The sequence below is a fragment of the Paracoccus alkanivorans genome, assembly GCF_003697785.1.
GTDB lineage: Bacteria > Pseudomonadota > Alphaproteobacteria > Rhodobacterales > Rhodobacteraceae > Paracoccus > Paracoccus alkanivorans.
In genome coordinates this window covers 538704-561417 of the sequence record NZ_QOKZ01000002.1, presented here as the reverse complement: position 1 = coordinate 561417, position 22714 = coordinate 538704, and the positions used below count along the sequence as shown (strand labels likewise).

The 22714-nt window shown below is 64.8% G+C and carries 27 protein-coding genes; 20 read left to right on the top strand and 7 right to left on the bottom strand.

What is annotated here, in order from left to right; translation table 11 throughout:
* Positions 1–68: 68 nt before the first annotated feature.
* The 12 genes from C9E81_RS07375 to recO all read left to right on the top strand — a co-directional run bounded on the left by C9E81_RS07375 (position 69) and on the right by recO (position 9663).
* On the top strand, positions 69–1934 hold the full coding sequence (locus tag C9E81_RS07375) for a tetratricopeptide repeat protein (RefSeq protein WP_243698545.1): 1866 nt from the start codon (positions 69–71) through the stop codon (positions 1932–1934).
* Between the two features lie 6 nt (positions 1935–1940).
* On the top strand, positions 1941–2774 hold the full coding sequence (locus tag C9E81_RS07370) for a 4-(cytidine 5'-diphospho)-2-C-methyl-D-erythritol kinase (protein ID WP_122111640.1): 834 nt from the start codon (positions 1941–1943) through the stop codon (positions 2772–2774).
* A 28-nt stretch (positions 2775–2802) separates the two neighbouring features.
* Positions 2803–3537 (top strand): pyridoxine 5'-phosphate synthase, encoded by a 735-nt coding sequence (locus C9E81_RS07365; RefSeq protein ID WP_122111639.1) that lies wholly within the window; start codon positions 2803–2805, stop codon positions 3535–3537.
* Between the two features lie 71 nt (positions 3538–3608).
* Complete coding sequence (locus tag C9E81_RS07360) at positions 3609–4007, top strand: hypothetical protein (protein ID WP_147457569.1); 399 nt, start codon at positions 3609–3611, stop codon at positions 4005–4007.
* A gap of 61 nt (positions 4008–4068) precedes the next feature.
* On the top strand, positions 4069–4482 hold the full coding sequence (gene acpS, locus C9E81_RS07355; RefSeq protein WP_122111637.1) for a holo-ACP synthase: 414 nt from the start codon (positions 4069–4071) through the stop codon (positions 4480–4482).
* Between the two features lie 75 nt (positions 4483–4557).
* Complete coding sequence (gene lepB / locus C9E81_RS07350; protein WP_122111636.1) at positions 4558–5352, top strand: signal peptidase I; 795 nt, start codon at positions 4558–4560, stop codon at positions 5350–5352.
* Positions 5349–6038 (top strand): ribonuclease III, encoded by a 690-nt coding sequence (gene rnc, locus C9E81_RS07345; protein WP_122111635.1) that lies wholly within the window; start codon positions 5349–5351, stop codon positions 6036–6038. The genes lepB and rnc overlap by 4 nt, the downstream gene beginning before the upstream one ends.
* Positions 6035–6949, top strand: coding sequence for a GTPase Era (gene era, locus C9E81_RS07340; RefSeq protein WP_122111634.1), 915 nt, complete (start codon positions 6035–6037; stop codon positions 6947–6949). Before rnc ends, era begins: the two co-directional genes overlap by 4 nt.
* 5 nt (positions 6950–6954) lie before the next feature.
* Complete coding sequence (locus tag C9E81_RS07335; protein WP_122111633.1) at positions 6955–7290, top strand: DUF1491 family protein; 336 nt, start codon at positions 6955–6957, stop codon at positions 7288–7290.
* Between the two features lie 50 nt (positions 7291–7340).
* The gene (gene rarD, locus C9E81_RS07330) at positions 7341–8279 is read left to right on the top strand and encodes an EamA family transporter RarD (protein WP_122111632.1); all 939 of its coding nucleotides are present in this window, start codon (positions 7341–7343) and stop codon (positions 8277–8279) included.
* A gap of 195 nt (positions 8280–8474) precedes the next feature.
* Complete coding sequence (locus tag C9E81_RS07325) at positions 8475–8915, top strand: VOC family protein (RefSeq protein ID WP_122111631.1); 441 nt, start codon at positions 8475–8477, stop codon at positions 8913–8915.
* A gap of 7 nt (positions 8916–8922) precedes the next feature.
* Positions 8923–9663, top strand: a complete 741-nt coding sequence (recO, locus tag C9E81_RS07320; protein ID WP_122111853.1) for a DNA repair protein RecO — start codon at positions 8923–8925, stop codon at positions 9661–9663.
* On the opposite strand, the gene C9E81_RS07315 is transcribed toward recO, so the two are convergent.
* Entirely contained in the window at positions 9657–10124 is a 468-nt protein-coding gene (locus C9E81_RS07315; RefSeq protein ID WP_122111630.1) for an META domain-containing protein, read from the bottom strand. The two genes, recO and C9E81_RS07315, sit on opposite strands and share 7 nt — an antisense overlap.
* A gap of 79 nt (positions 10125–10203) precedes the next feature.
* Positions 10204–11811, bottom strand: coding sequence for an acyl-CoA dehydrogenase family protein (locus C9E81_RS07310; RefSeq protein ID WP_122111629.1), 1608 nt, complete (start codon positions 11809–11811; stop codon positions 10204–10206).
* 184 nt (positions 11812–11995) lie between these two features.
* Between C9E81_RS07310 and C9E81_RS07305 the strand changes: the two genes are divergently transcribed.
* Genes C9E81_RS07305 through rnr form a run of 4 tightly spaced genes read left to right on the top strand, consistent with a single transcriptional unit; the run spans position 11996 to position 16617 of the window.
* Positions 11996–12760, top strand: coding sequence for a sulfite exporter TauE/SafE family protein (locus tag C9E81_RS07305; protein ID WP_122111852.1), 765 nt, complete (start codon positions 11996–11998; stop codon positions 12758–12760).
* A 4-nt stretch (positions 12761–12764) separates the two neighbouring features.
* Entirely contained in the window at positions 12765–13901 is a 1137-nt protein-coding gene (gene dapE, locus C9E81_RS07300) for a succinyl-diaminopimelate desuccinylase (RefSeq protein ID WP_122111628.1), read from the top strand.
* Positions 13898–14314, top strand: coding sequence for a GNAT family N-acetyltransferase (locus C9E81_RS07295; RefSeq protein ID WP_122111627.1), 417 nt, complete (start codon positions 13898–13900; stop codon positions 14312–14314). Before dapE ends, C9E81_RS07295 begins: the two co-directional genes overlap by 4 nt.
* Positions 14315–14355: 41 nt before the next feature.
* Positions 14356–16617 carry a ribonuclease R gene (gene rnr, locus C9E81_RS07290; RefSeq protein WP_122111626.1) on the top strand — a complete coding sequence of 754 codons (2262 nt, stop codon included), beginning with the start codon at positions 14356–14358 and terminating at the stop codon, positions 16615–16617.
* Positions 16618–16672: 55 nt separating this feature from the next.
* Here rnr and C9E81_RS07285 read toward each other — a convergent pair whose 3' ends face one another.
* The 3 genes from C9E81_RS07285 to C9E81_RS07275 are packed head-to-tail and all read right to left on the bottom strand — an operon-like array spanning position 16673 to position 19169.
* Positions 16673–17188, bottom strand: coding sequence for a DinB family protein (locus C9E81_RS07285; protein WP_122111625.1), 516 nt, complete (start codon positions 17186–17188; stop codon positions 16673–16675).
* Between the two features lie 59 nt (positions 17189–17247).
* The gene (locus C9E81_RS07280) at positions 17248–18462 is read right to left on the bottom strand and encodes a UbiH/UbiF family hydroxylase (protein WP_122111624.1); all 1215 of its coding nucleotides are present in this window, start codon (positions 18460–18462) and stop codon (positions 17248–17250) included.
* Between the two features lie 35 nt (positions 18463–18497).
* On the bottom strand, positions 18498–19169 hold the full coding sequence (locus tag C9E81_RS07275; RefSeq protein ID WP_122111623.1) for a pyrimidine 5'-nucleotidase: 672 nt from the start codon (positions 19167–19169) through the stop codon (positions 18498–18500).
* A gap of 65 nt (positions 19170–19234) precedes the next feature.
* Between C9E81_RS07275 and C9E81_RS07270 the strand changes: the two genes are divergently transcribed.
* Genes C9E81_RS07270 through C9E81_RS07260 form a run of 3 tightly spaced genes read left to right on the top strand, consistent with a single transcriptional unit; the run spans position 19235 to position 21163 of the window.
* On the top strand, positions 19235–19864 hold the full coding sequence (locus C9E81_RS07270; RefSeq protein WP_122111851.1) for a GntR family transcriptional regulator: 630 nt from the start codon (positions 19235–19237) through the stop codon (positions 19862–19864).
* Positions 19857–20510 carry a DNA-3-methyladenine glycosylase family protein gene (locus tag C9E81_RS07265; RefSeq protein WP_122111622.1) on the top strand — a complete coding sequence of 218 codons (654 nt, stop codon included), beginning with the start codon at positions 19857–19859 and terminating at the stop codon, positions 20508–20510. The genes C9E81_RS07270 and C9E81_RS07265 overlap by 8 nt, the downstream gene beginning before the upstream one ends.
* Positions 20511–20512: 2 nt before the next feature.
* On the top strand, positions 20513–21163 hold the full coding sequence (locus C9E81_RS07260; RefSeq protein WP_122111621.1) for an alpha/beta hydrolase: 651 nt from the start codon (positions 20513–20515) through the stop codon (positions 21161–21163).
* Positions 21164–21301: 138 nt separating this feature from the next.
* Here C9E81_RS07260 and C9E81_RS07255 read toward each other — a convergent pair whose 3' ends face one another.
* Entirely contained in the window at positions 21302–21736 is a 435-nt protein-coding gene (locus tag C9E81_RS07255; protein ID WP_122111620.1) for a VOC family protein, read from the bottom strand.
* Between the two features lie 186 nt (positions 21737–21922).
* Here C9E81_RS07255 and C9E81_RS07250 point away from each other — a divergent pair, with 186 nt between their 5' ends.
* A complete protein-coding gene (locus C9E81_RS07250) occupies positions 21923–22522 on the top strand; it encodes an HNH endonuclease (RefSeq protein ID WP_122111619.1) in 600 nt (199 codons plus the stop codon).
* Positions 22523–22531: 9 nt separating this feature from the next.
* Here the strand turns inward: C9E81_RS07250 and C9E81_RS22860 are convergent, their stop codons facing one another.
* Positions 22532–22705, bottom strand: a complete 174-nt coding sequence (locus C9E81_RS22860; protein WP_166461839.1) for a hypothetical protein — start codon at positions 22703–22705, stop codon at positions 22532–22534.
* Between the last annotated feature and the right edge of the window lie 9 nt (positions 22706–22714).

Below are 22714 nucleotides of genomic sequence, written 5' to 3'. Positions count from 1 at the left end.
GGGAGGCTGACATTGCCCTGATCGATTCGGGGCGTTAGGCTCGCGTCAACAACAATGTTACCTTCTCGATGGATGACGTGAACACGACCCGACCGAACCAGGCCCTGATCGTTGCCCTGATCGCAGGAATGTCCCTGCCTCTGGCGACGCCGTCCGCCGCGCAGGAACCACCGCCGCCGCGTCCCGAAAATCGCGAGATGGCGGAAACCGTGGCGCCGCCCGATGACGGGCCGGATGCACCTCTGACCAACGGTCTCGCGGGCCCCTTTCTTGCCGCTCGCATGGCGACGGTTCTGAATGATTACCGTGCTGCCGCGAATTATTTTTCGGAGGCGGTGGCCCAGGATCCGAAGGATCGCTACCTGCAGGACGGCGCATTGGTCGCACTGATTTCGGCCGGTGATGTCGCGCGCGCGATCACATTGGCCGACCAGATGGCAACGCAGGGCGGGGGGACCGAATTGTCGGCGCTGGTGCGCCGGGTCAACCTGGCGCAAAAGGGTGACTGGACCGGTCTTCTGGAATTGCTGGATGCCGATGCCAAGGACATCAATACGAAGGATAACGCACTTCTGGACGGCATGATGCGGGCATGGGCGCTGCTTGGGGTTGGAAACGCCTCGGATGCGCTTGCCACCTTCGAGGAAATGGCCAAGGCCCGGGACGTGGCGCCGATGGTCCAGTATCACCTTGCCCTGGCCCGGGCGATGGTCGGCGATTACGAGGGGGCGCAAAGCCTGTTGTCCGACCGCCAGGCCGGCGATCACCTTCTTGGCCTGACCGCGCGCGTCCAGATCCTGGCGCAGCTTGAACGCCGGGACGAGGCGGCTGCATTGCTGGACAAGGTGCAGGGGATCGAGGTCGAGCCGCAACTGGTCGAATTGCGCGAAAAGCTGAAATCGGGCGAGCCGATCACCTTCGATGTCGTGCAAACCCCGGCTGACGGGTTGGCGCAGCTTTTGCTGACCTTCGCCAGTGCTCTGGCCGCGAACCCGGATCCCGAGCCGCTCTCATTGATCCATGCGCGGCTGGCGGCGTGGCTTTCCCCGGAACTGGGAACTGCGCGTCTGACCGTGGCGCAGTTGCTGCAGGAGCGGCAGCAATTCGACCTGGCCGAACGGGAATTCGAGGCGCTGCGCCGCATGGGAGAGATGCGTCCGATCGCGGAACTGTCGCGGATCGATGCGCTGGCCAGCGCCGATCGCCATGACGAGGCGGAAAGCGCCGCCCTGTCGCTGACCGCGGCATATCCGGAATTGCCGCAGGCATGGGTGGCGCTTGGGGATCTGTTGCGGCAGCAGGAAAAATTCGCGCAGGCGGTGCCGGCATATGACAAGGCGCTGTCGCTTCTGGCCGATGCCCCGCCAGAGGAACGCTGGTTCGGGCTTTACGCCCGCGGCATCGCGCTGGAGCGTGTGGGACAGTTCGACCGGGCGGAAAAGGACCTGCTGGAAGCGATCGAGATCCAGCCGGAAGAGCCGAGCCTGCTGAACTATCTGGGTTACAGCTGGATCGACCGGAACGAGAATCTGGACCGGGCGCTGGAACTGATCCGCAAGGCGGTCGAGCTGTCGCCCGATGACGGCTATATCCTCGATTCGCTGGCCTGGGCGTATTTCCGCATGGGCCGCTACGAGGAGGCGGTCGAGCCGATGGAGCAGGCGATTGCCACCATGTCCTCGGATCCGCTGGTCAACGATCATCTGGGCGATATCTATTGGAAGGTCGGCCGCAAGCGCGAGGCGGAAATCCAGTGGCAGCGCGCCCTGTCGCTGAAACCCGGTGAAAGCGGAGAGGTGGATGCCGACCGCATCCGCGCCAAGCTGGAACGTGGCCTGGACAGGGTGCTGGCCGAGGAGAAAGCCGCCGGAGAAAGCGAGCAGCTGCCTCAGCCCGAGGCCGAAGCCGAGGCTGGTGCCGCTTCTGCCGATTGATATTTCATGTCCGTGACGTGCCTGTCCGAACCGGCCCCGGCCAAGCTGAATCTGGCGCTGCATGTGACCGGCCGGCGGACGGACGGCTATCACCTGCTTGATTCGCTGGTCTGTTTTACTTCGCTCGGGGACGAGTTGCGCCTGTCGCCCGGTCCGCTGTCGCTAAGCATCGATGGTCCGTTTGGCGATGGATTGGCGGTCGATGACGACAATCTCTGCCTGCGTGCCGCGCGCCTTGCCGGGGCCGATATCGGGATTTGCCTGACCAAGAACCTGCCCGTCGCCTCCGGCATCGGCGGTGGTTCCGCGGATGCCGCGGCGGTGCTGCGCGGGCTTGAAAGGCTGGGCCATGCCCTGCCTGCCGATCTTCAGCAACTCGGGGCCGACGTGCCGGTCTGCCTCGCCTCCGTTCCCGCCCGGATGCAGGGGATCGGAGAGAGGATCGTTCCGCTTCCCGCTCTTCCGCCCCTGCATCTGGTGCTGGTCAATCCGGGCGTGGCTTTGTCCACGCCGCAGGTCTTCGCGGCGCTGGAACAGCGCGAAAACCCGGCCCTGCCGGAGATCCCCGACTTCGCGGCTGCCGAGGCGCTGATCCGATGGCTGCGCGGCACGAGGAACGATCTGGAGGCTCCCGCACGCCATCTTGCCCCGGTGATCGGCGAGGTGCTGGCGGCACTGAACGCCATGGGTGCCGGATTCGCGCGCATGTCCGGCTCGGGCGCGACATGTTTCGGCATTTTCGATACCGCCCCTCGGGCCGCGGAATCCGCCGAAACCTTGCAACGGCATGGCTGGTGGGCGATGGCGACGGAACTGGCGCAACCGCCCGTGCCCGGCTAAGCTGTCAGGGAAATATCGGAGGACAGACATGCTGCGTCTCGGCGTCAATATCGATCACGTTGCCACGATCCGGAATGCGCGCGGCACCCCATGGCCGGATCCTCTGCGCGCCGCCCGCATCGCCGAAGCGGCGGGGGCCGATGGTATTACCGCCCATCTGCGCGAGGATCGCCGCCATATCAGCGATGCCGATATCGATGCGCTGATGGAGCATCTTGCCTTGCCGCTCAATCTCGAGATGGCCGCGACCGAGGAGATGCAGCGGATCGCCCTGCGCCACCGGCCGCACGCGGTCTGCCTTGTCCCCGAAAAGCGCGAGGAACGCACCACCGAAGGCGGTCTCGATGTGGCGGGCAATGACAGCATGCTGGCCGATTTCATCGCCCCCCTGCGCGAGGCGGGCTGCCGCGTCTCGCTGTTCATCGGCCACGAGCCCGCCCAGATCGAGGCCGCCGCCCGCATCGGTGCGGCAGTCGTGGAACTGCATACCGGCGCTTATTGCGACCTCGACACCGAGGGCCGGATTGCCGAACGCGATGCCGAACTTGCCGGCCTGACCGAGGGCGCGCGGCTTGCCGCCGATCTCGGGCTGGAGGTTCATGCCGGCCATGGCCTGACCTTCGGCACGGTTGGTCCCATCGCCGCGCTGCCGCAGGTCGCCGAGCTGAATATCGGTCATTTCCTGATCGCCGAATCCGTCTTTACGGGGCTTGGCGATGCCATCCGCGAAATGCGCCGCCGCATGGACGAGGCCCGCAAATGATCCGGGCGTCGCTCCTGACCCTCATCCTTGCTGCGGCTCCTGCATTGTCCCAGGATGTTTCGAATAGCGGCATGGTTCGGAAATGCGATGATGCGACCCGCGCCGATACCATTGCCGAACCCTGGGAGGAAAACACCGCCACCTATTCGGATGGCGCCATCCGCATCGCGCGCCTGGATTTCACCGAACCCGCGGCGGCGGCGGTGAAGCTTCTGGTCCTCAGCCCGCCCCGTGACGAGCTTGGCCTGCGCCAGTGCCGCGTGGTCAGCCTGAGCGACGGCATGGGCTTTTATGATATCGATTTCGCGCGGCGGGAGGCCAGCTACGATCCGCAGCGGGGGCTCACCATCAGCATGCCCGCCCGGCAATACCTGCCCGAAAGCGATCAGGGCGGGGATGACGGATGGTTCCAGCTTTACATCACGATCAATCAGCAAAGCGGCGAGATCACCACGCAGGGCTTCAAATGACCGGCTGTCGCCCCTTCTTCTTGATGAAAATATCCGGAATTCCGGCAGGGCGGCCAGGCGCATGATTCTCGGTATCGGCACCGACCTCGCGAATATCGAACGGATCCAGGGCACGCTGGACCGGTTCGGCGACCGTTTCCGCAAGCGCGTCTTTACCGAAACCGAACTCGCCAGGGCCGCCCGCCGCAAGGACGAGGCCGGGACATTGGCCAAGCGATGGGCCGCGAAAGAGGCCTGCTCCAAGGCCCTGGGCACCGGGCTCGCGATGGGGATCAGTTGGCGGGACATGGCGGTCAGCAATCTGGCAAGCGGTCAGCCGGTCATGGAACTGACCGGATGGGCGGCGGACCGGCTGGCGCGGATGACGCCTGCGGATCACGATGCGACGGTCCATGTCACGCTGACCGACGATCACCCATGGGCGCAGGCTTTCGTGGTGATCGAGGCGTTACCCAAATCGCGTGGCTCGGCTTGACTTTGCCCCCCGCACCGGACCATGAACGCGCGAATGCGGGGTATCGCTCGCGCACTGCTCGGAAGGACAAGGACCATGGCTGACAGCACGGCCGGCAAGAAGAAGGAAGGCATCTGGGAGACGATCAAGACGATCTTCTGGGCGCTGGTGATCGCGGGCATCTTCCGCACCCTGTTCTTCCAGCCATTCTGGATCCCCTCGGGCAGCATGAAGGACACCTTGCTGATCGGGGATTTCCTTTTCGTCAACAAGATGGCCTATGGCTATTCGCAATATTCCTGCCCCTTCTCGCTTTGCCCGATCTCGGGCCGCATCATGGGATCCGAGCCCGAGCGCGGCGATGTCGTGGTGTTTCGCCACCCCACGCGCGGCGTCGATTTCATCAAGCGCGTGATCGGCCTGCCCGGTGACGAGATCCAGATGAAGGGCGGGCGCTTGTGGATCAATGGCGAAGAGACCGCCATGGAACCGGCCGAGGATTTCATCGAGGTCAAGGAGCAGCAGGGTCCGCAGGGGCTGATCCCGCGCTGCGCGAACGACCCGGTGCCCGAGGGCGGCGAATGCGTCAAGCAGCGCTTTAACGAAACGCTGCCGAACGGTGTCAGCCACAGCATCCTGAACATCACCGATGGGTGGGTCGCCGACGACACCCCGGCTTTCACCGTTCCCGAGGGCCAGTATTTCTTCATGGGCGATAATCGCGACAATTCCGAGGATTCGCGCTTTCCGCAGGAGGTCGGCGGTCTCGGCTTCGTTCCCGCCGAATTTCTGATCGGCCGGGCCGACCGCATCATGTTCTCGTCTGCCGGCCGGTCCCTGCTGTATTTCTGGACCTGGCGGGGGGATCGCTTCTTCAAGGCGGTCAATTGAAGCCGGGGGCCGATATCCGCGCCTTCATGACCCGGCTTGGCCATGAGTTCGGGCATCCGGAACTGCTGATCCGTGCGCTGACCCATGGCTCGGTCGCGACACCCACCCGGCCCGACAACCAGCGGCTGGAATTCCTGGGCGACCGGGTGCTTGGGCTGGTGATGGCCGAGGCGCTGTTCTCCGCCGATCTGCAGGCCAGCGAGGGGCAACTCGCGCCGCGTTTCAATGCCCTGGTCAGGGGCGGAACCTGTGCGGCCATCGCCCGCGAGATCGGCCTGGGCGAGGTGCTGAAGCTGGGCCGCTCCGAGATGCTGTCGGGCGGGCGCCGCAAGGAGGCGCTGCTGGCCGACGGGATGGAGGCGGTGCTGGCCGCAATCTATCTGGATGCCGGTTTCGAGGCCGCGCGCAACGTGATCCTGCGGCTTTGGGCGGACCGGCTGGAGAGTATCGACGACGATCCCCGCGACGCCAAGACCGCGCTGCAGGAATGGGCGCAGTCGCAGGGAATGGGGCCGCCGGTCTACGAGCAGACCGACCGCAGCGGTCCTGACCATGCGCCGGTGTTTTTCATCACCGTGCGCCTGGCCGATGGCCAATCCGCCGAGGCCAGCGGCTCGGGCACCAAGCGCAGCATCGAACAGGCCGCCGCACAGGCCCTGCTGGACCGGCTGGAGGGCCGCGAATGAACGATACCACCACCCGCGCCGGTTTCGTCGCGCTGATCGGAGAGCCCAATGCGGGCAAATCCACGCTTCTGAACCGGATGGTCGGGGCCAAGGTCTCTATCGTGACCCACAAGGTCCAGACCACCCGCGCCCGCATTCGCGGCATCGCGATCGAGGGTGGCAGCCAGATCGTCTTTGTCGATACGCCCGGCATTTTCCGCCCCCGCCGCAGGCTGGACCGCTCCATGGTCGCGGCAGCCTGGGGCGGCGCGTCGGATGCCGATATCATCCTGCTTCTGGTCGAGGCGCATCGCGGGATGGCCGAGGGGGTCGAGGCGATCATCGCCTCGTTGAGGGAACTGGGCGGCAGGACTCCGGTGGCGCTGATCATCAACAAGATCGACCGGGTGAAATCCGAAGTTCTTCTGGCGCTGTCGCAGAAACTGAACGAGGCTTTCACCTTCGAGCAGACGTTCATGATCTCGGCCGAAAAGGGCTATGGTTGCGATGATTTGCGCGGATGGCTGGCGGGGGCGCTGCCCGAGGGACCGTGGCTATATCCCGAGGACCAGATCGCCGACCTGCCCATGCGCATGATCGCCGCCGAGATCACCCGCGAAAAGCTGACCCTGCGGCTGCACGAGGAAATCCCCTACCAGTTGACGGTCGAAACCGAGGCCTGGGAGGAGCGCAAGGACGGCTCGGCCCGTGTCGATCAGGTGGTTTACGTGGCCCGTAACGGTCACAAGGGTATCGTGCTGGGCAAGGGGGGCGAGACGATCAAGACGGTCGGGCAGGCCGCGCGCGCGGAACTGGAAGAGTTCATGGGCCGCCGCATCCACCTGTTCCTGCAAGTCCGCCTGCGCGAGAACTGGCAGGACGAGGCAGAGCGTTATAACGAGATGGGCCTCGATTTCCGCGATGGCGAATGACGGCCATGGCTGAGGCGCGGCTGGCAAGCGGTGTCTGGGTCTCGGCCTATCTGGCCCGGTTGGGGCTGGCGAATATCCCGGCCTATGTGGTCGCGCATGGAGACGATACCGCCGGGGCGGTGCTGATCAAATGCGCCCGGCTGGATGGCAGCGCGCAGCTTTACGCCCGCGAATGGGATTTCGAGACCGGCATCCGGTCATGGCAGATGGTGGCCGAAGGCTCCGAGGCCGAGATCGACGAGGCGATCCGCCGGCAGCGCAGTTTCGACCCTGACATCTGGGCGATCGAGATCGAAAGCCGGGACGGCCGCACCCTGTTGGACGAAGAGGGGCTGGGCTGAGCGGTAAACGGCATCTGGTGCCTGCCGGAATTGCAGATTATGCACGGCATATGAGCAGTTCTGCCGCCATAAACAGCGATTCGCCGCGAGGTTTCGCCTTTGCCCTGAGCGCTTATGTGCTGTGGGGGGTGCTGCCGCTTTACATGAAGACATTGGCACATATCCCGCCCATGCAGGTGATCGCCCATCGCGCCCTCTGGGCGCTGCCTATCGCGGCGGCGGTCCTGATCTGGCAGCGCCGCGGTGGCGACGTGATGGCCGCGCTGAAGAATCCGCGCCTGTTGGCCATGGCGGCACTGACTGCTGTGCTGATCACCGCCAACTGGACGATCTATGTCTGGGCGGTGACCAATGATCACGCGCTGGACGCGGCGCTTGGCTATTATATCAACCCGCTGTTCAGCGTGTTTCTTGGAGCCTTGCTGCTGGGTGAGAAACTGAACCGCACCAAGTTGCTGGCCATCGCGCTGGCCGTGGCGGCGGTGGTGGTCCTGACCGTGCAGGCCGGGCGCTTGCCCCTGGTTGCCGTGGGGCTGACCTTCAGCTGGGGCATCTATGCCTATTGCAAGAAAAGCCTGCCGCTTGGGCCCAATCAGGGCTTTACGCTTGAAGTTCTGCTGCTCAGTCCTTTCGCGCTTGCCTATCTGCTCTGGCTGAGCGTGACCGGGCAGGGGGCTTGGGGCGATGGCAGCACATTCGATATCCTGATGCTGCTGGGCTGCGGGCCGGTGACGGCGATCCCGCTGCTGTTCTATGCCAATGGCGCCAAGCTGCTGCGGCTGTCGACCATCGGTATCCTGCAATACCTGACTCCGACGATGATCTTTCTGACGGCGGTCTTCATGTTCGACGAGCCCTTCGGCCCGGCCCGGATGATCGCCTTCCCGATGATCTGGGCGGCATTGGCGATCTATTCCGTCTCGCTGTTCCGCGAGGCGGGGGAACGCCGCCGCAATCGCCGCGACATCGCTGCGCACCGGATCCAGTAAAGGCGGCATCAATCCGCGCCGGCCGGGGATCCCGTCGTGGTCAGGCCCCATACGCCGCTGTCCCGATCCGCCCGCGAGGCCGGAAGGTATTTGGACAAAGAAGAAGATGCTTTCGGGACGCCGTGACGGGACAGGGCTTGCCGGAAACTCCTGCGCATGTCAGCCTTTGGGACACGCATTTGAAACGAGGTTGAGATGGCGCATCCAAGACAGCGCGTGACTCTGATCACGCTTGGCGTTGCCGACCTGGCGCGGGCGCAGGAATTTTATGCCGCTTGGGGGTGGCAGCCGCATGGCGCCTCGCAGGAAGGGGTGGCGTTCTACCAGATGAACGGGGCGGTGCTGGCACTGTTCGGCAAGGCCGACCTGGCCGCCGATCAGGGACGGCCGGGGGCAGAGCTGGGAACCGGTGCGGTGACATTGGCGCAGAACTGCCCCAATGATGCCGAGACGGACGAGGTATTCGCCGCCGCGCTGGCTGCCGGGGCGACCTGCCTCAAGCAGCCGGAAAAGGTCTTTTGGGGTGGCTATTCGGGTTACTTCGCCGATCCCGACGGGCATGTCTGGGAGATCGCCACCAATCCCTTCTGGCCATTGGCCGATGATGGCGCGCTGACCCTGCCCGATCCCGATTGAGATGGCGATGGAGTGGCAGGCCGAAGGCACGGTGATCGCGCGGCGCCCGCATGGCGAAACGGCGGTGATCATCGAAGTGCTGACGCTGCAGCATGGCCGCCATGCAGGGCTGGTGCCCGGAGGAGCGTCACGCAAGCGGGCGGCGATGCTGCAACCCGGTGCGCGGCTGGATTTGCACTGGCGCGCGCGGCAAGAGGACCATCTGGGGCATTTTACCGCCGAGCCGCTCAGGCAGCGCGTTTCGCTGCTGGGCGATCCCCTGGGGCTGGCGGGGCTGAACGCGGTTTGCGCGCTGCTGTGTTTCGCATTGCCCGAGCGAGATCCGCATCCGGCCCTGGCCGCGATGACCGAGGCCCTGCTGGACAGGATGGAGGCCGGGGAGGATTGGGCCGAGGATTACCTGCACTGGGAAATGCGGCTGCTCGACGAGATGGGCTACGGTCTCGACCTGAGCGCATGCGCGGTGACCGGTGCGCGCGAAGGGCTTGCCTATGTCAGCCCGCGCTCCGGCCGGGCGGTCAGCCGGGAGGGGGCGGGGGAATGGGCCGACCGGCTGTTGCCGCTACCCGCGATACTGGGAGGTGCGGACAGCAATCGCGGCAATGGCCTTGCCGAAGGGCTGACCATCACCGGGCATTTTCTTGAGGCGCGATTGGCAGCGGAACTGATCGGCCGGCCGCTGCCTGCCGCCCGCGGGCGTTTGGTCCGGCGGCTGACAGGGGCCGCCGGATCGGCCGGCGATTACTGAGTGCCGCGAACGGTATCCAGCGCGGTGACGGCGCTCGATGCGCGGACTCCGCGCTCGAAGATCAGCCATGTAGAGGGCGATTTCACCTTCAGCACGCCGCCGTAGAACTCCATCTCGGTCGCCGATTGTAGCACCGAGAGGAAGCGGTTCTCCAGTTCCAAGTTCTTGCAGGCGGCCTTGGTCGAAACGATCGGCGACAATGCCACGGCGGGCAGCTCGGCCTGGTTCTGGGCCGAATAGCCATTGCACGGCCCCTTGCCCGAAATGCGCGTTTCCTCGACCCGCAGAGTGACATCGCGCAGGGGAACCGCCGCGCCGTCCATGCCCACCAGCACGTAATCGCCGCCCGGAATGAAACCATGGTCGTCGGGTGACACGGGCTGTGTCGGTTCGCAGGCGGCAAGCGCAAACACCCCTGCGATGGCAGCGATGGGAAGGCCGAGGCGGGCAAGGCGGGACATGATAAATCTCCTTGGGCAGTCTGATCGGTTTGGAACGCGGTAAATCCGCTTTGGTTCCAAACTTCTAGCCTAATTCCGATCAGCCCAAAAGACGCCTTGCGATAACCTGGGCCTGAATTTCCGCCGCGCCCTCGAAGATATTCAGGATTCGGGCGTCGCACAGGACCCGGCTGATCTGATATTCCAGCGCAAAGCCGTTGCCGCCATGGATTTGCAGCGCATTGTCCGCTGCCGCCCAAGCGACGCGCGCACCCAGCAGCTTGGCCATCCCGGCCTCGAGGTCGCAGCGATGGCCGTGATCCTTCTCCCACGCGCTGAAATAGGTGAGCTGCCGGGCGATCATGATCTCGACCGCCATCATCGCCAGCTTGTCGGCGACGCGCGGGAAATGGATCAGCGCCTTGCCGAACTGCTTGCGGTCTAGCGCGTATTGCAGCCCCAGCTCAAGCGCGTTCTGGGCCACTCCTATGGCCCGGGCGGCGGTTTGAATACGAGCCGATTCAAAGGTTTGCATCAGCTGCTTGAAGCCCTGTCCAGGAGTGCCGCCCAGCAGGTTCCCGCCCTTGATCTCGAAGCCGTCAAAGCCGAGTTCGTATTCCTTCATGCCGCGATAGCCGAGCACCTCGATTTCGCCGCCGGTCATGCCGGGGCTCGGGAACGGATCGTCATCGCTGCCCGGGGTTTTCTCGGCGATGAACATCGACAGGCCCCGGTAATCCGTGGTCTCGGGATCGGTGCGGGCCAAAAGGGTCATGATATGGGTGCGGGCGGCATGGGTGATCCAGGTCTTGTTGCCGGTGATCTTCCAGTTGTCGCCATCCCTGACGGCGCGGGTCCGCAGGCTGCCAAGATCGCTGCCGGTATTGGGCTCGGTGAACACTGCCGTCGGCAGGATCTCACCGCTGGCCAGCCGGGGCAGCCAGTGTTCCTTCTGTTCATCGGTGCCGCCGCCCAGAATCAGCTCTGCCGCGATTTCGCTGCGGGTGCCGAGCGAGCCCACGCCGATATAACCGCGCGAAAGCTCTTCGCTGACCACGACCATCGCCGCCTTCGACATGCCCAGCCCGCCGAGGTTTTCCGGAATGGTCAGGCCGAAGACGCCCAGTTCGGCCAACTCCTCGATGATCTCCATCGGGATGAAATCGTCCTTCAGATGCCATTCATGGGCATGCGGCACGACCTTGTCGTCGGACCAGCGGCGAAACTGGTCGCGGATCATCTCCAGATCCTCGTCCAGCCCGGTGGCACCGAATGTCGCGCTGCCCCGGTTGTCTGCGATCAGCGTGGCCAGCCGGGCGCGGGCATCGGGCGAATTGCCGGCCATCATTGCCCGTGCCGCATCCGAGGGCTGCCATTCGACCGCCAGATCGGACAGGCGGGCGAATTCGTTCTGGCTCATCGGTATTCCGCCGCCGATCTGCGCCAGGTATTCGCCAAAGCCGATCTGCAGGATCAGCTTTTCCATTTCTCCTTCGACACGGCCAGCCCATGCTGCAAGCTGCTTGAGCGCTTCAACATAGGTCGTCAGCCATGACAGGGCGTGGGCAGCGTGCTGATGCTGTTCCAGCAACTCGGCATCGGGCTTGCCCTCGGGGGCGACCATGTTCCGCAAGGCTTCGGTCGCGCGTTTTTGCAGATCCTCGATCTCGGACAGGACGGTTCCGGCCCGGTGCTGCATGTCTTTCATCGATTCGTCCTTTCGCGGCGTTGCAGCATTGCTAGATCCTTTGCAATCGCAGCGCAACTATAATGCGAAATTTGTGTGTTTTTAGACCGAAAATGTCGCGGCTGTTTTCGCGCTGTCACTCGGACATGCGGATGGGAAAAAAGGGGCATTTCCAATCCTTCGTGCTCGGTCTAGCGTGCCGCACATGTTCGGTATTGAAGCCTGGCAATTCTGGGGAGCAGTCGTGATCACGGCCTTTGCGGGCTTTGTGAAGGGCGCGGTGGGTTTTGCCATGCCGATGATCATGCTGTCGGCTTTCGGCTCGATCCTGCCGGCCACGACGGCGCTGGCGGCGCTGATCCTGCCCACCCTGCTGACCAATACCCAACAGGCATTCCGGCAGGGTCCGCAAGAGGCATGGGGATCGATCTGCCGCTTTCGGCTGCATATCTCGATGGTGGTGATCTTCATCTGCATCTCGGCAGGTTTCGTGAAGGTGCTTCCGCAGCCGGTGATGTATGTTTTGCTGGGGGCGCCGATCGTCGGCTTTGCCTTGTGGCAGCTTGCGGGCCGGTCGCTGATATTACCCTTGCATCACCGCCGCCGTGCCGAGGCGGTCACGGGTATCATCGGCGGGCTCTATGGCGGCATTTCGGGTATCTGGGGGCCGCCGCTGATCGTCTATCTGCTTTCCGTCGGAGTCGATAAGCGCGAGCAGGTGCGGGTGCAGGGCGTGGTGTTCCTGCTGGGGGCGGTCGTGCTGACGGCGGCGCATCTGACCTCGGGTATACTGAACGCGCAGACATTTTCGCTGTCGCTGGTGCTCTGCATTCCGGCCTTTGCCGGGATGCTGGCGGGCTTTGGCTTGCAGGACCGGCTTGATGTGGTGCAGTTTCGGCGCTGGACATTGGTGCTTCTGGTGCTGACCGGGCTGAACCTTGTCCGCCGCGCATTTGAAATCTGGATCTGAACATATGACCGACGCCGCCGACCTGACCGCCCGCCTGATCCGCTGCCCTTCCGTGACGCCAGAAGAGGGCGGCGCGCTGGTGCTTTTGGGCGACATGCTGACTGCCGCGGGATTCGAGGTGCACCGGGTGGATCGGAACGGCACGCCGAACCTGTTCGCGCGTTGGGGCGCGAAGGGGGCGAAGAGCTTCGGTTTCAACGGCCATACCGATGTGGTTCCGCCCGGCGATCTGGGCTCCTGGACGCATCCGCCTTTCAGCGGCCATGTCGAGAACGGGATCATCTGGGGTCGGGGCGCCACCGACATGAAGTCGGGCGTCGCGGCTTTCACCGTCGCCGCCATTGATTTCGTCACCCGGACCCCGCCCGATGGCGCCGTGATTCTGACCGTCACCGGCGACGAGGAGGGCGCGTCGAAGGACGGAACCCCGGCAATCCTTGACTGGATGGCCGCGAATGGCGAGCGGATGGATGTCTGTGTGGTCGGCGAGCCCAGCAATCCCGACCAGATGGGCGAGATGATGAAGATCGGCCGCCGCGGTTCGGTCACTTTCCGCATCACTGCCCGGGGCGTGCAGGGCCATGCCGCCTATCCGCATCGCGCAAAGAACCCGCTGCATGCGCTGACCCGCTACCTGGATGGGCTGATCTCCGAGCCGCTCGATCAGGGCACCGATCACTTCGACCCCACCGGCCTGCAGATCACCAGCATCGATTGCGGCAACCCCGCCTCGAATGTCATTCCCGAAACAGCGGTGGCGGTGGTCAATATCCGTTTCAACGATCTGCATAGCGGCGCCTCGCTGACCCGCGACCTGAGCGCCCGCGCCGAGGCGGTCAGCGCCGAAACCGGTGTCGCGCTGACAATCGAGGCGGATATCTCGGGCGAGGCATTCCTGACCGAACCCGGCTCCTTCGTCGATCTGGTCCGGGATGTCGTGACCGCGGAATGCGGGCGGCAGCCGGAATTGTCGACCTCGGGCGGGACCTCGGATGCGCGCTATGTCAAGGACCATTGCCCGGTGGTCGAGTTCGGCCTTGTCGGGCATTTCATGCATCAGGTCGATGAACGCGTGCCCGCCGCACAGGTCGAACAGCTCAAGGGGATCTACCAGCGCATCCTGGAGAGGTATTTCGCATGAGGATAGAAGAAACCGGTGACATCGACGCCTGCCGCGCATTGCGCCGGGCCGTGTTCATCGAGGAACAGGGCATCGCCGAGGCCGATGAGTGGGACGATCTGGACGGGCAGGCGATCCATCTTCTGGCCTGGGAAGAGGACGAGCCGGTCGGGACGGCCCGCATCCTGCAATCGGGCTCGACCGGCAAGATCGGGCGGGTCTGCGTGTTGGCCAGGGCACGCGGCACCGGCCTTGGCACCAAGCTGATCCGGGCGGCGGTGGATGTGCTGCGGGCGCGCCCCGGCGTGACCCATGCCAGGCTTGGCGCACAGGTGCATGCCATCGGGTTCTACGAGAAACTGGGCTTCACGGTGACAGGCGAGGTTTACGATGACGCGGGCATCCCGCATCGTGACATGATACGCGAGCTTTGAACCCCTGTCGCTTCTTGCCCTTTCCCTGTTAGGCTCATCCCATGACCCAGATTCCCAGCAAGCAACAGATCATGGATTGGGTTGCCGAACATCCCGACGCCAGTTCCAAGCGCGACATCGCCAAGGCCTTCGGCATCAAGGGCGCGGATCGGATCGAACTCAAGCGGGTGCTGAAGGAGCTTGAGGCCGAAGGCCAGCTTGAGCGCCGCCGCCGCCATTATCTCGACCCCGAGAAACTGCCCCCCGTGACGGTGCTGGAACTGCTGGCCCCGGACGGCTCGGGCGATCTTTTCGCCCGCCCGCTGGAATGGCGTGGCGAGGGGCCGATGCCGCGTATCCTCTTTACCCCGCGCGAATCCGATCCGGCATTGGGGCAGGGGGAACGCTTCCTCGCCCGGCTGGTCGAGATACATGGCGAGGATTATCAATACGAGGCGCGTCTCATGCGCCGCATCACTGCCGCGCCGAACCGGATCGTGGGGGTGTTCCGCAAGGAGGCGGAGGGCGGGCGTATCGTGCCCATCGACAAGGGGCAGGACCGCGAATGGCGGGTCCGGCCGGACGCCACGCTCGGGGCGCAGCCGGGGGAACTGGTGCAGGCCGAGCAGGCGGGGCCGAAAAACCGGCTTGGTCTGCCTCTGGCACGGATCGTGGAGCGGTTGGGCGATCCTTCGGCCCCGCGTGCCGTCAGCCTGATCGCCATCCATCAGCACGGCATCCCCGACGAATTCCCCGACAAGGTCATCGCCGAGGCCGAGGCGCAAAAGCCCGCGACCATGAAGGGGCGCGACGATCTGCGCGATCTGCCGCTGGTCACGATCGACCCGGCGGATGCGCGCGACCATGACGACGCCGTGGCAGGTATGATGGAGAAAGACGGCGGCGCCACCATCTGGGTCGCCATCGCCGATGTGGCGCATTACGTCCGCCCCGGTTCGGCACTTGACCGCGAGGCATGGAACCGTGGCAACTCGACCTATTTCCCCGACCGCGTGGTGCCGATGCTGCCCGAGGCGCTCTCGGCGGATCTGTGTTCGCTGCACGAGGGCGAGGACCGCCCGGTGATCGCGGTGCGCATGCGGCTGGATGCGCAGGGCAACAAGGTCAGCCACGCTTTCCATCGCGGCATGATGAACAGCCGGGCCAGCCTGTCATATGGGCAGGCGCAGGCGGCGGCCGATGGCAAGCCTGACGAGCAGACCGAACCCTTGGTGGATGCGGTGATCAAGCCGCTCTGGCATGCTTACGGTTTGCTGAAATCGGCGCGTGACCGGCGTCAGCCGCTTGATCTGGACCTGCCCGAGCGCCGGATCGAACTGACCGAGGATGGCCGCGTCAAATCGGTGAATTTCCGTGAACGCCTGGACGCGCACCGGCTGATCGAGGAATTCATGGTGCTGGCCAATGTCGCCGCCGCCGAGGAACTGTCCCGCCGCCAGCGCCCGCTCCTGTTCCGGGTGCACGAGGAGCCCTCGCTCGACAAGATCGACGCGCTGCGCGAGGTGGCGCAGGCATCGGGCTTCACGCTGGCCAAGGGGCAGGTCCTGCAGACCAGCCATCTGAACCGGCTGCTGGCCCAATCCGAAGGCACAGATTTCGACGAGCTGATCAATATCACCACGCTGCGCTCGATGACGCAGGCTTACTATCACCCCGAGAATTTCGGCCATTTCGGGCTGGCGCTGAAAAGCTATGCGCATTTCACCTCGCCCATCCGCCGTTACTCCGACCTGATCGTGCATCGGGCGCTGATCACCGGGCATGGCTGGGGCGGGGGGCGTGGCAAGGAAACCGACGGGCTGTCCGAAGGCGATATCGAGCGCATGCAGGAAACCGCCACCCATATCAGCGAGACCGAGCGCCGCTCGATGGCGGCCGAGCGCGACACGACCGACCGCTATCTTGCGGCCTATCTGGCCGACCGGGTGGGCACGGAAATGACCGGGCGCATCAGTGGCATCCAGCGGTTCGGTGCCTTCATCAAGCTGGACGAGACAGGGGCGGATGGCCTGTTGCCGATCCGCGATATCGGGCAGGAATATTTCCATTTCGACCCTGACGCGCAGATGCTGATCGGTGCCGATACCGGGCTGGAGATCGGCATCGGCCAGCGGGTCACCGTGCGGTTGACAGAAGCGGTGCCGGTCACCGGCGGCCTTACGCTGGAACTGCTGGAACTGGAGGGCGAGGCCCTGCCGCGCGCGCCGGGCAAGAGCAAGCGCAGCCGCAGCCCGCGCCGGGTCTCGACGAAATCCCGGCTGGCCGAGATCAAGCGCGCCCAGAAACGCCGCCGAAAGAAGTAAGGCGCTTCAGGGCGCGCGCTGACGAACTGCTTCCCCCGTTGCCCATGAGACGCAGCTACAGGTTCAGGTAGTGCTCGGGCATGAGAGGCACATCTGTATCGCCGGGCTTGATCCCTGCAGCAGTCAGCATTGCGTGGATCTGGCCGCGGTGATGGGTCTGGTGATTGAACATCTGCAGCACGAGCATTTTCTTCGGCTTGCTCAGCTCGCGCCCGATCGCGCCCGAGAACCAGTTTAATTCGCCCTCGAACCATTCCGACGGCACCTCGTGCGCCCATTGCAGGATAAGCTCGTCCAGCTCCCGCCGTTTTTCGCGGAAAGCGGGCCAGTCATCGGCAAGCCCGACCGATTCCGCAAGGCCGCCAGGGGGCCGGGCTGTTCCGGCGAAGCGGCTCATCCACATCATGTCCCCCCACAGGACATGGGAAAAGGTCTTGTGTATCGAGCCGAAGAATGCACCGCGGTCCCGCGCGCGTTCTTCTGGCGAAAGACCGTCCGCCGCATTCAGCAGGTTCTCGTTCTGCCAGAGATTGTATCTGGCCATGGCCAAGGCATATTCCCGGTTAGGCATATGTCACCTTTGATCAACGGTTGCGATGGGCTTCCAGGTCGAGGACCGGGCAGGGTCCTCTATGCATTCGTCTCGCCCGAACCCAGCCCAAGCCCCGCGCGCATCACCATCCGGCGGATCGGGCCGATACCGTAAAGACCGCCAAGCGCGGCTGCCCGCAAATCGCGCAGCGGGCGGGCCTTGGCCTGGCTGGCACGGTTCAGCGCGTCGATACCCAGCAATCGGGCATAGGCATCCGGGCGGCGGCTGCGGTTATAGCGGTCGAGGCTTTCCGCGCTGCCAGGATCGTTCCGTGACAACTCGATCAGCGCGGTAAGATCGGCAAGGCTCATGTTCAGGCCTTGCGCGCCGATGGGCGGGACGACATGGGCGGCCTCGGCGATCAGTGCCGTGCGGGGGCCGCTGAAGCGGTCGGCGATCTGGCTGATGATCGGCCATTGCGTCAGCGCGGTGGCCTGGGTGAGCCGGCCAAGAACCCCGGCCGAACGCGCGTTCAGCTCTGCGGCGAAATCCTCGCGGGGCAGGGCGCTCAGCCGGGCGATTTCGCGGCCGTTCTCCATCCACACGACAGCCGAGGACGGCAAGCCGTCGCGGTCGGGCAGGGGAACCAGCGTGAAGGGACCGCCCGAGCGGTGGATCTCGGTCGAGACATTTTCATGCGGGCGTTCATGGGTGACGGCGAAGGCCAGCGCCTTCTGGCCATAGCGGAATGTCCGCACCCCGATTCCCAGGGCCTGCCGGGTGGGCGAGTTGCGCCCATCGGCGGCAACGACCAGCCGCGCACGCAGGCGGCGGCCGTCCGACAGGGTAACCATGGCGCCCTCATTGCGGGGGATCAGGTCGGCTGTGCCGATGCCGGGCAAAAAGCGGATGGTTTGCAGATGTTCGATCCGGGCCGACAGCTCGCGCCGCAAGAGCCAGTTCGGCAGGTTCCAGCCAAAGGGCGCATCGCCGATCTCGGCGGCATCGAAATCGCGGGTCAGGCGTGCCTCGGGCCGGGCGCCGCCCGCATCGACGATACGCATGATCTGCAAGGGCGTCGCAAAGGGCGCAAGGCGGCCCCACAGCCCGATGCGCTCCAGCAGATCGACCGACGGGGCAAGAAAGGCGGTGCTGCGCAAATCGGCGCCGTGGGCGCTTTCCTCGGTCACCGGGGGGGTGGGATCGACGCAAAGGGTCGAGAACCCTTCGGAGCCGAAGGCAGCCGCCGCGATCAGCCCGGCGATCCCGCCGCCCGAGACCAGGATGTCGATATCTTCGATCTTGGCGGTCATGCTGGTCCTCTCGGCGCGTTTCGGTTCCGTCCTGTTCAGCAGGCGGTCACGATCCCTTGCAGGAACCCGGTCAGGTCCCCGGTGCGATGCTGGACATGATCGCCGATTGTCCCGGGCCCGGCAAGCGCGTTCGGCCCGTCGCGCCCCGGCCCGACCAGCACGGTGCGCATTCCCAATTCATGCGGCACGGCAAGATTGCGGGGATCATCCTCGAAGAATGCCGCGCGGGCAGGATCGATCCCGGCCTGTTCGATGACCGACTGATAGGCCTCGGATCGCGGCTTGGGATGAAAGCCGGTTTCCTCGACGCCATAGACCGCCTCGAACAGGTCGAGATCGCGCGCGGTCAGCACCCTGCGTGCATAGCGGGCATCGGCATTGGTATGGATCAGCTTGCGGCCCGGCAGGGCGGAAATCGCGGAGGCAAGATCCGGGGCCGGGGTCAATTCGGAAAAATCGATGTCATGCACCTCCGCCAGATAGGCGGAAGGATCGATCGCATGCTCGGCCATCAGCCCGGCCAGCGTGGTGCCATAGCGGTGCCAGTAATCGCGGCGCAGCCGGTCGGCATGATCCGCCCCGACCGAAAGCCTGCGCATGACATAGGCATTCATGCGGGCCTCGATCTGTGGAAACAGCGCCATCTCGGGCGGGTAGAGCGTATTGTCCAGATCGAAGATCCAGATATCGGTGTTCGTGAAATCCATACTTGTCGCATATCCCGGCGATTGCGCGCTTGCAATTGCCGTGCGTCCGGCCAATCGTGTCGGTCATGAGAGATGATGCCTATTCCCTGATCCTCGCCGCCATCGAATCCGGCACCTATCGCCCCGGTGACCGGCTGGTCGAATCCGAACTGGCCGAGCGTTTCGGCGTCTCGCGGACCCCGGTGCGCGAGGCGTTGCAGCGGCTTGAGACGCAACAGATGCTGGTGCGCGACGGGCGCAGCCTGATCGTCGCCTCGCTCGATCACAATCAACTGGCCGAGCTTTACGTCGTGCGGGCCGAGCTGGAGGCACTGGCTGCGCGGCTGGCTGCCCGCCACGCAACGCCCGAAGAGGTGCGGGTGCTGGCGCAGATGGTGGCCGAGGACCAGAAGGCGGTCGGCGATCCCGAGGCATTGGCGCGGGCGAACAAGCGCTTTCACCGGCAGATCCATCTGGCCTCGCATAACCGCTATCTGGTGCAGCAGCTTGATCTCGTGCATCGCAGCATGGCGCTGATGGCCCGCACCTCGCTGGCCGCCGAGGGGCGCAGCGAGACGGCGCTGGCCGAGCACAAGCGGATCGTGGATGCGATCGCGGCAGGGGATGGCAATACGGCGGATCAGGCGCTGCGCCAGCATATCTCGATGGCATGGGAGACCCGGCTGAAGCTTGAAGCGCAGGCGGATCATGGCTGAGCCGTCATCGCCGCGCGGGCCGGGGCGACTGATCGAAACCGAGGCCGATCTGGCCGAGGGTGTGACCTATCTGATGCGGATCTGCCCGGTCTGGGCGCGGGTGCTGCCGGAACTGGGCCCCTTGCCCTTGCGCCGCCGTCCTGACGGGTTCGAAGCAATTGCGAGTGCGATCGTGTCGCAACAGATCTCGATTGCCGCGGCGGGTTCGATTTGGGAGCGGATGGTGACTGCGGGCCTTACCACTCCCGCCGGGATCGTGGCGGCAAGCGATGAGGAGATGCGCGCCGTGGGCCTGTCACGCCCCAAGATTCGCTATCTGCGCGGGATTGCCGGGGCGGGGCTGGACTGGCCCGGTCTGCGCGGCATGCCCGATGACGAGGCGATTGCCGCGCTGGTCGCGTTGCCGGGGATCGGTCTGTGGACCGCCGAGATCTACCTGAAATTCGCATTGGGGCGGGCGGATGTCCTGGCGGCGGGCGATCTGGCGCTGCAGGAGGCCGCGCGGATGCTTTACGGGCTGGAGGAACGCCCCGGTCCGGCGGCGCTGCGGGAAATGGCCGAGCCGTGGCGGCCTTGGCGCTCGGTTGCGGCGCGGGGATTGTGGGCCTATTACCGGCAGCTCAAGGGACGTGAAGGGATCAGGTGAACATGGAATTGAAATCCGCCCGAAAGGGCCCCGGGAAGGCCGATGCGGTCGTGGTGTTCCTGCATGGCTATGGCGCCGATGGCGCCGATCTTCTGGGGCTGGCCGATCCCCTTGCGCCGCATCTGCCCGGAACCGCTTTTTACGCCCCGGACGCGCCCGAGCGCAGCGTCAACAATCCGATGGGCTACCAGTGGTTTCCGATCCCGTGGCTGGACGGTTCGACCGAAGAGCAGGCAAAGGAGGCGATGGCCCGTTCGATCGAGGCGCTGAACGCCTATCTGGACAGGGTGCTGGCCGATGAGGGGCTTACTCCTGACCGGATGGTGGTGGTCGGCTTTTCGCAAGGCACGATGATGGCGCTGCATGTCCTGCCGCGCCGGGACCGTGAGGTGGCCGGGATCGTCGGTTTCTCGGGGCGGCTCTTGCTGCCCGAACGGCTGGAGGCCGAGGTCAAGGTAAAGCCGCCGGTGCTGCTGATCCATGGCGATGCCGACCCGATGGTTCCCTTCGAGGATATGGGACTGGCCGGCAAGGCGCTGGAAGGCGCGGGTTTCGCTGTCTATGGGCATGTGATGAAGGGCACGGGGCACGGAATCGCGCCCGACGGGCTGTCGGTGGCCCTGGGCTTCCTGAAGGACCGTTTGGGCAAGTAGCCGGGCAACCCGATCGGGCCCGGCCTGGCCGGGCGCGCGACATGCCGGCCCGATCGGCCGGCGCGAGGGGGCTGTCTGCCCCCGTCCAGCCTGCTCAGGCTGGACTCCCCCGAAGGTATTTTCATCAAGGAGAAGTGATCAGGCCCAGAGTGCCGGATCGGCCAGTTCGATGGAATTTCCGGCAGGGTCGCGGAAATAGATCGAGCGGGCGCCGTTCGGCCAGCGAAAGTCGGCCTCGATCCCGACATCATGCGAGGCGAGGTGCCGGCGCCAGTTATCGAGCCGGTCCGGGGCCACCGCGAGGCAGACATGCCCAGGCCCGCGGGCGCCATGGGGCGGCACCGGCAGGCTCGCGCCCGGCGCGGGCGGCTTTTCGGTCGCTTCCGCGCGAAAGATCAGCAATACTTGCGGGCGTGGCGTATCGGTCACACGGAAGAAGACATGGCGGCCGGGTACGGCCACGATCTGCGTGAGTCCCATGACATCCGTCCAGAAGCTGGCCGCGATGTCCAGATCCTCCGCATAGAGGGCTGTTTCCAATGTGCCGAGAACCGGCGGGGCTGATTTTGTCATGGCCGACAGACTGCCATTCGGACAGGCCCGGGGCAAGTTGTCATGGTTTGTTCATTCTGATGCGCTATCTGATCCATGGATCGGATACATCCGGGGGCTTGTCAGAAGCGGGCCACGATATATAGTTGGCTTATGGAGTGATGAGCGCCCCGGTTCAGGTCAGGATGGGGCAGTCGGGAAGGCGGAATGCTGGATAAATCTCATCAGACGGAGTTTCGGACCCAGTTCGTGCGGGAACCGGCCAGCCTGCGCCATCATCCGGCGCTGGTGCTGAATGCGGATTACCGGCCGCTGAGCTATTACCCGCTCTCGCTCTGGCCCTGGCAGGAGGCGATCAAGGCGGTGTTTCTCGACAGGGTCAGTATCATCGCCGAATATGACGAGGTCGTGCGAAGTCAGCGGCAGGCCTACCGGATACCCTCCGTCGTCGTTCTGAAAGATTATGTGAAACCCCAGAAGCGCGTGGCATTCACGCGCTTCAATCTTTTTCTGCGGGACGAATTCTGTTGCCAGTATTGTGGTGCGAAGGGCGAGTTGACCTTCGATCATGTCGTGCCGCGCTCGCGTGGCGGAATCACCAGTTGGGAAAATGTCGTCGCGGCCTGTTCGCCCTGCAACCTGCGCAAGGCGAATCGCAGCCTGCGCCATTGCGGGATGAGCCTGCGCCGCAAGCCGCGCCGGCCCACGCCCGAAGAAATGCATGCTGTCGGCCGCCGTTTCCCGCCCAACCACCTGCATGAAAGCTGGATGGATTTTCTTTACTGGGATGCCGAGCTGGAAAGCTGATCCGGCCGATCAGCGGTCGTGGTCGTGCCAGTTCCGGGTCGAGAAATGGATCAGCGCCGCACCGGTCAGGCCCACGAGAAGCAGGGTGATCAGCGGCACGCCTGCGGCGAGGCTTGCCCACAGGGTGACGGCGGCTGCAAGGATCACCGCCACGATCAGCAACAGGAAATGCGGCAAGGGCATGTGGTTCTC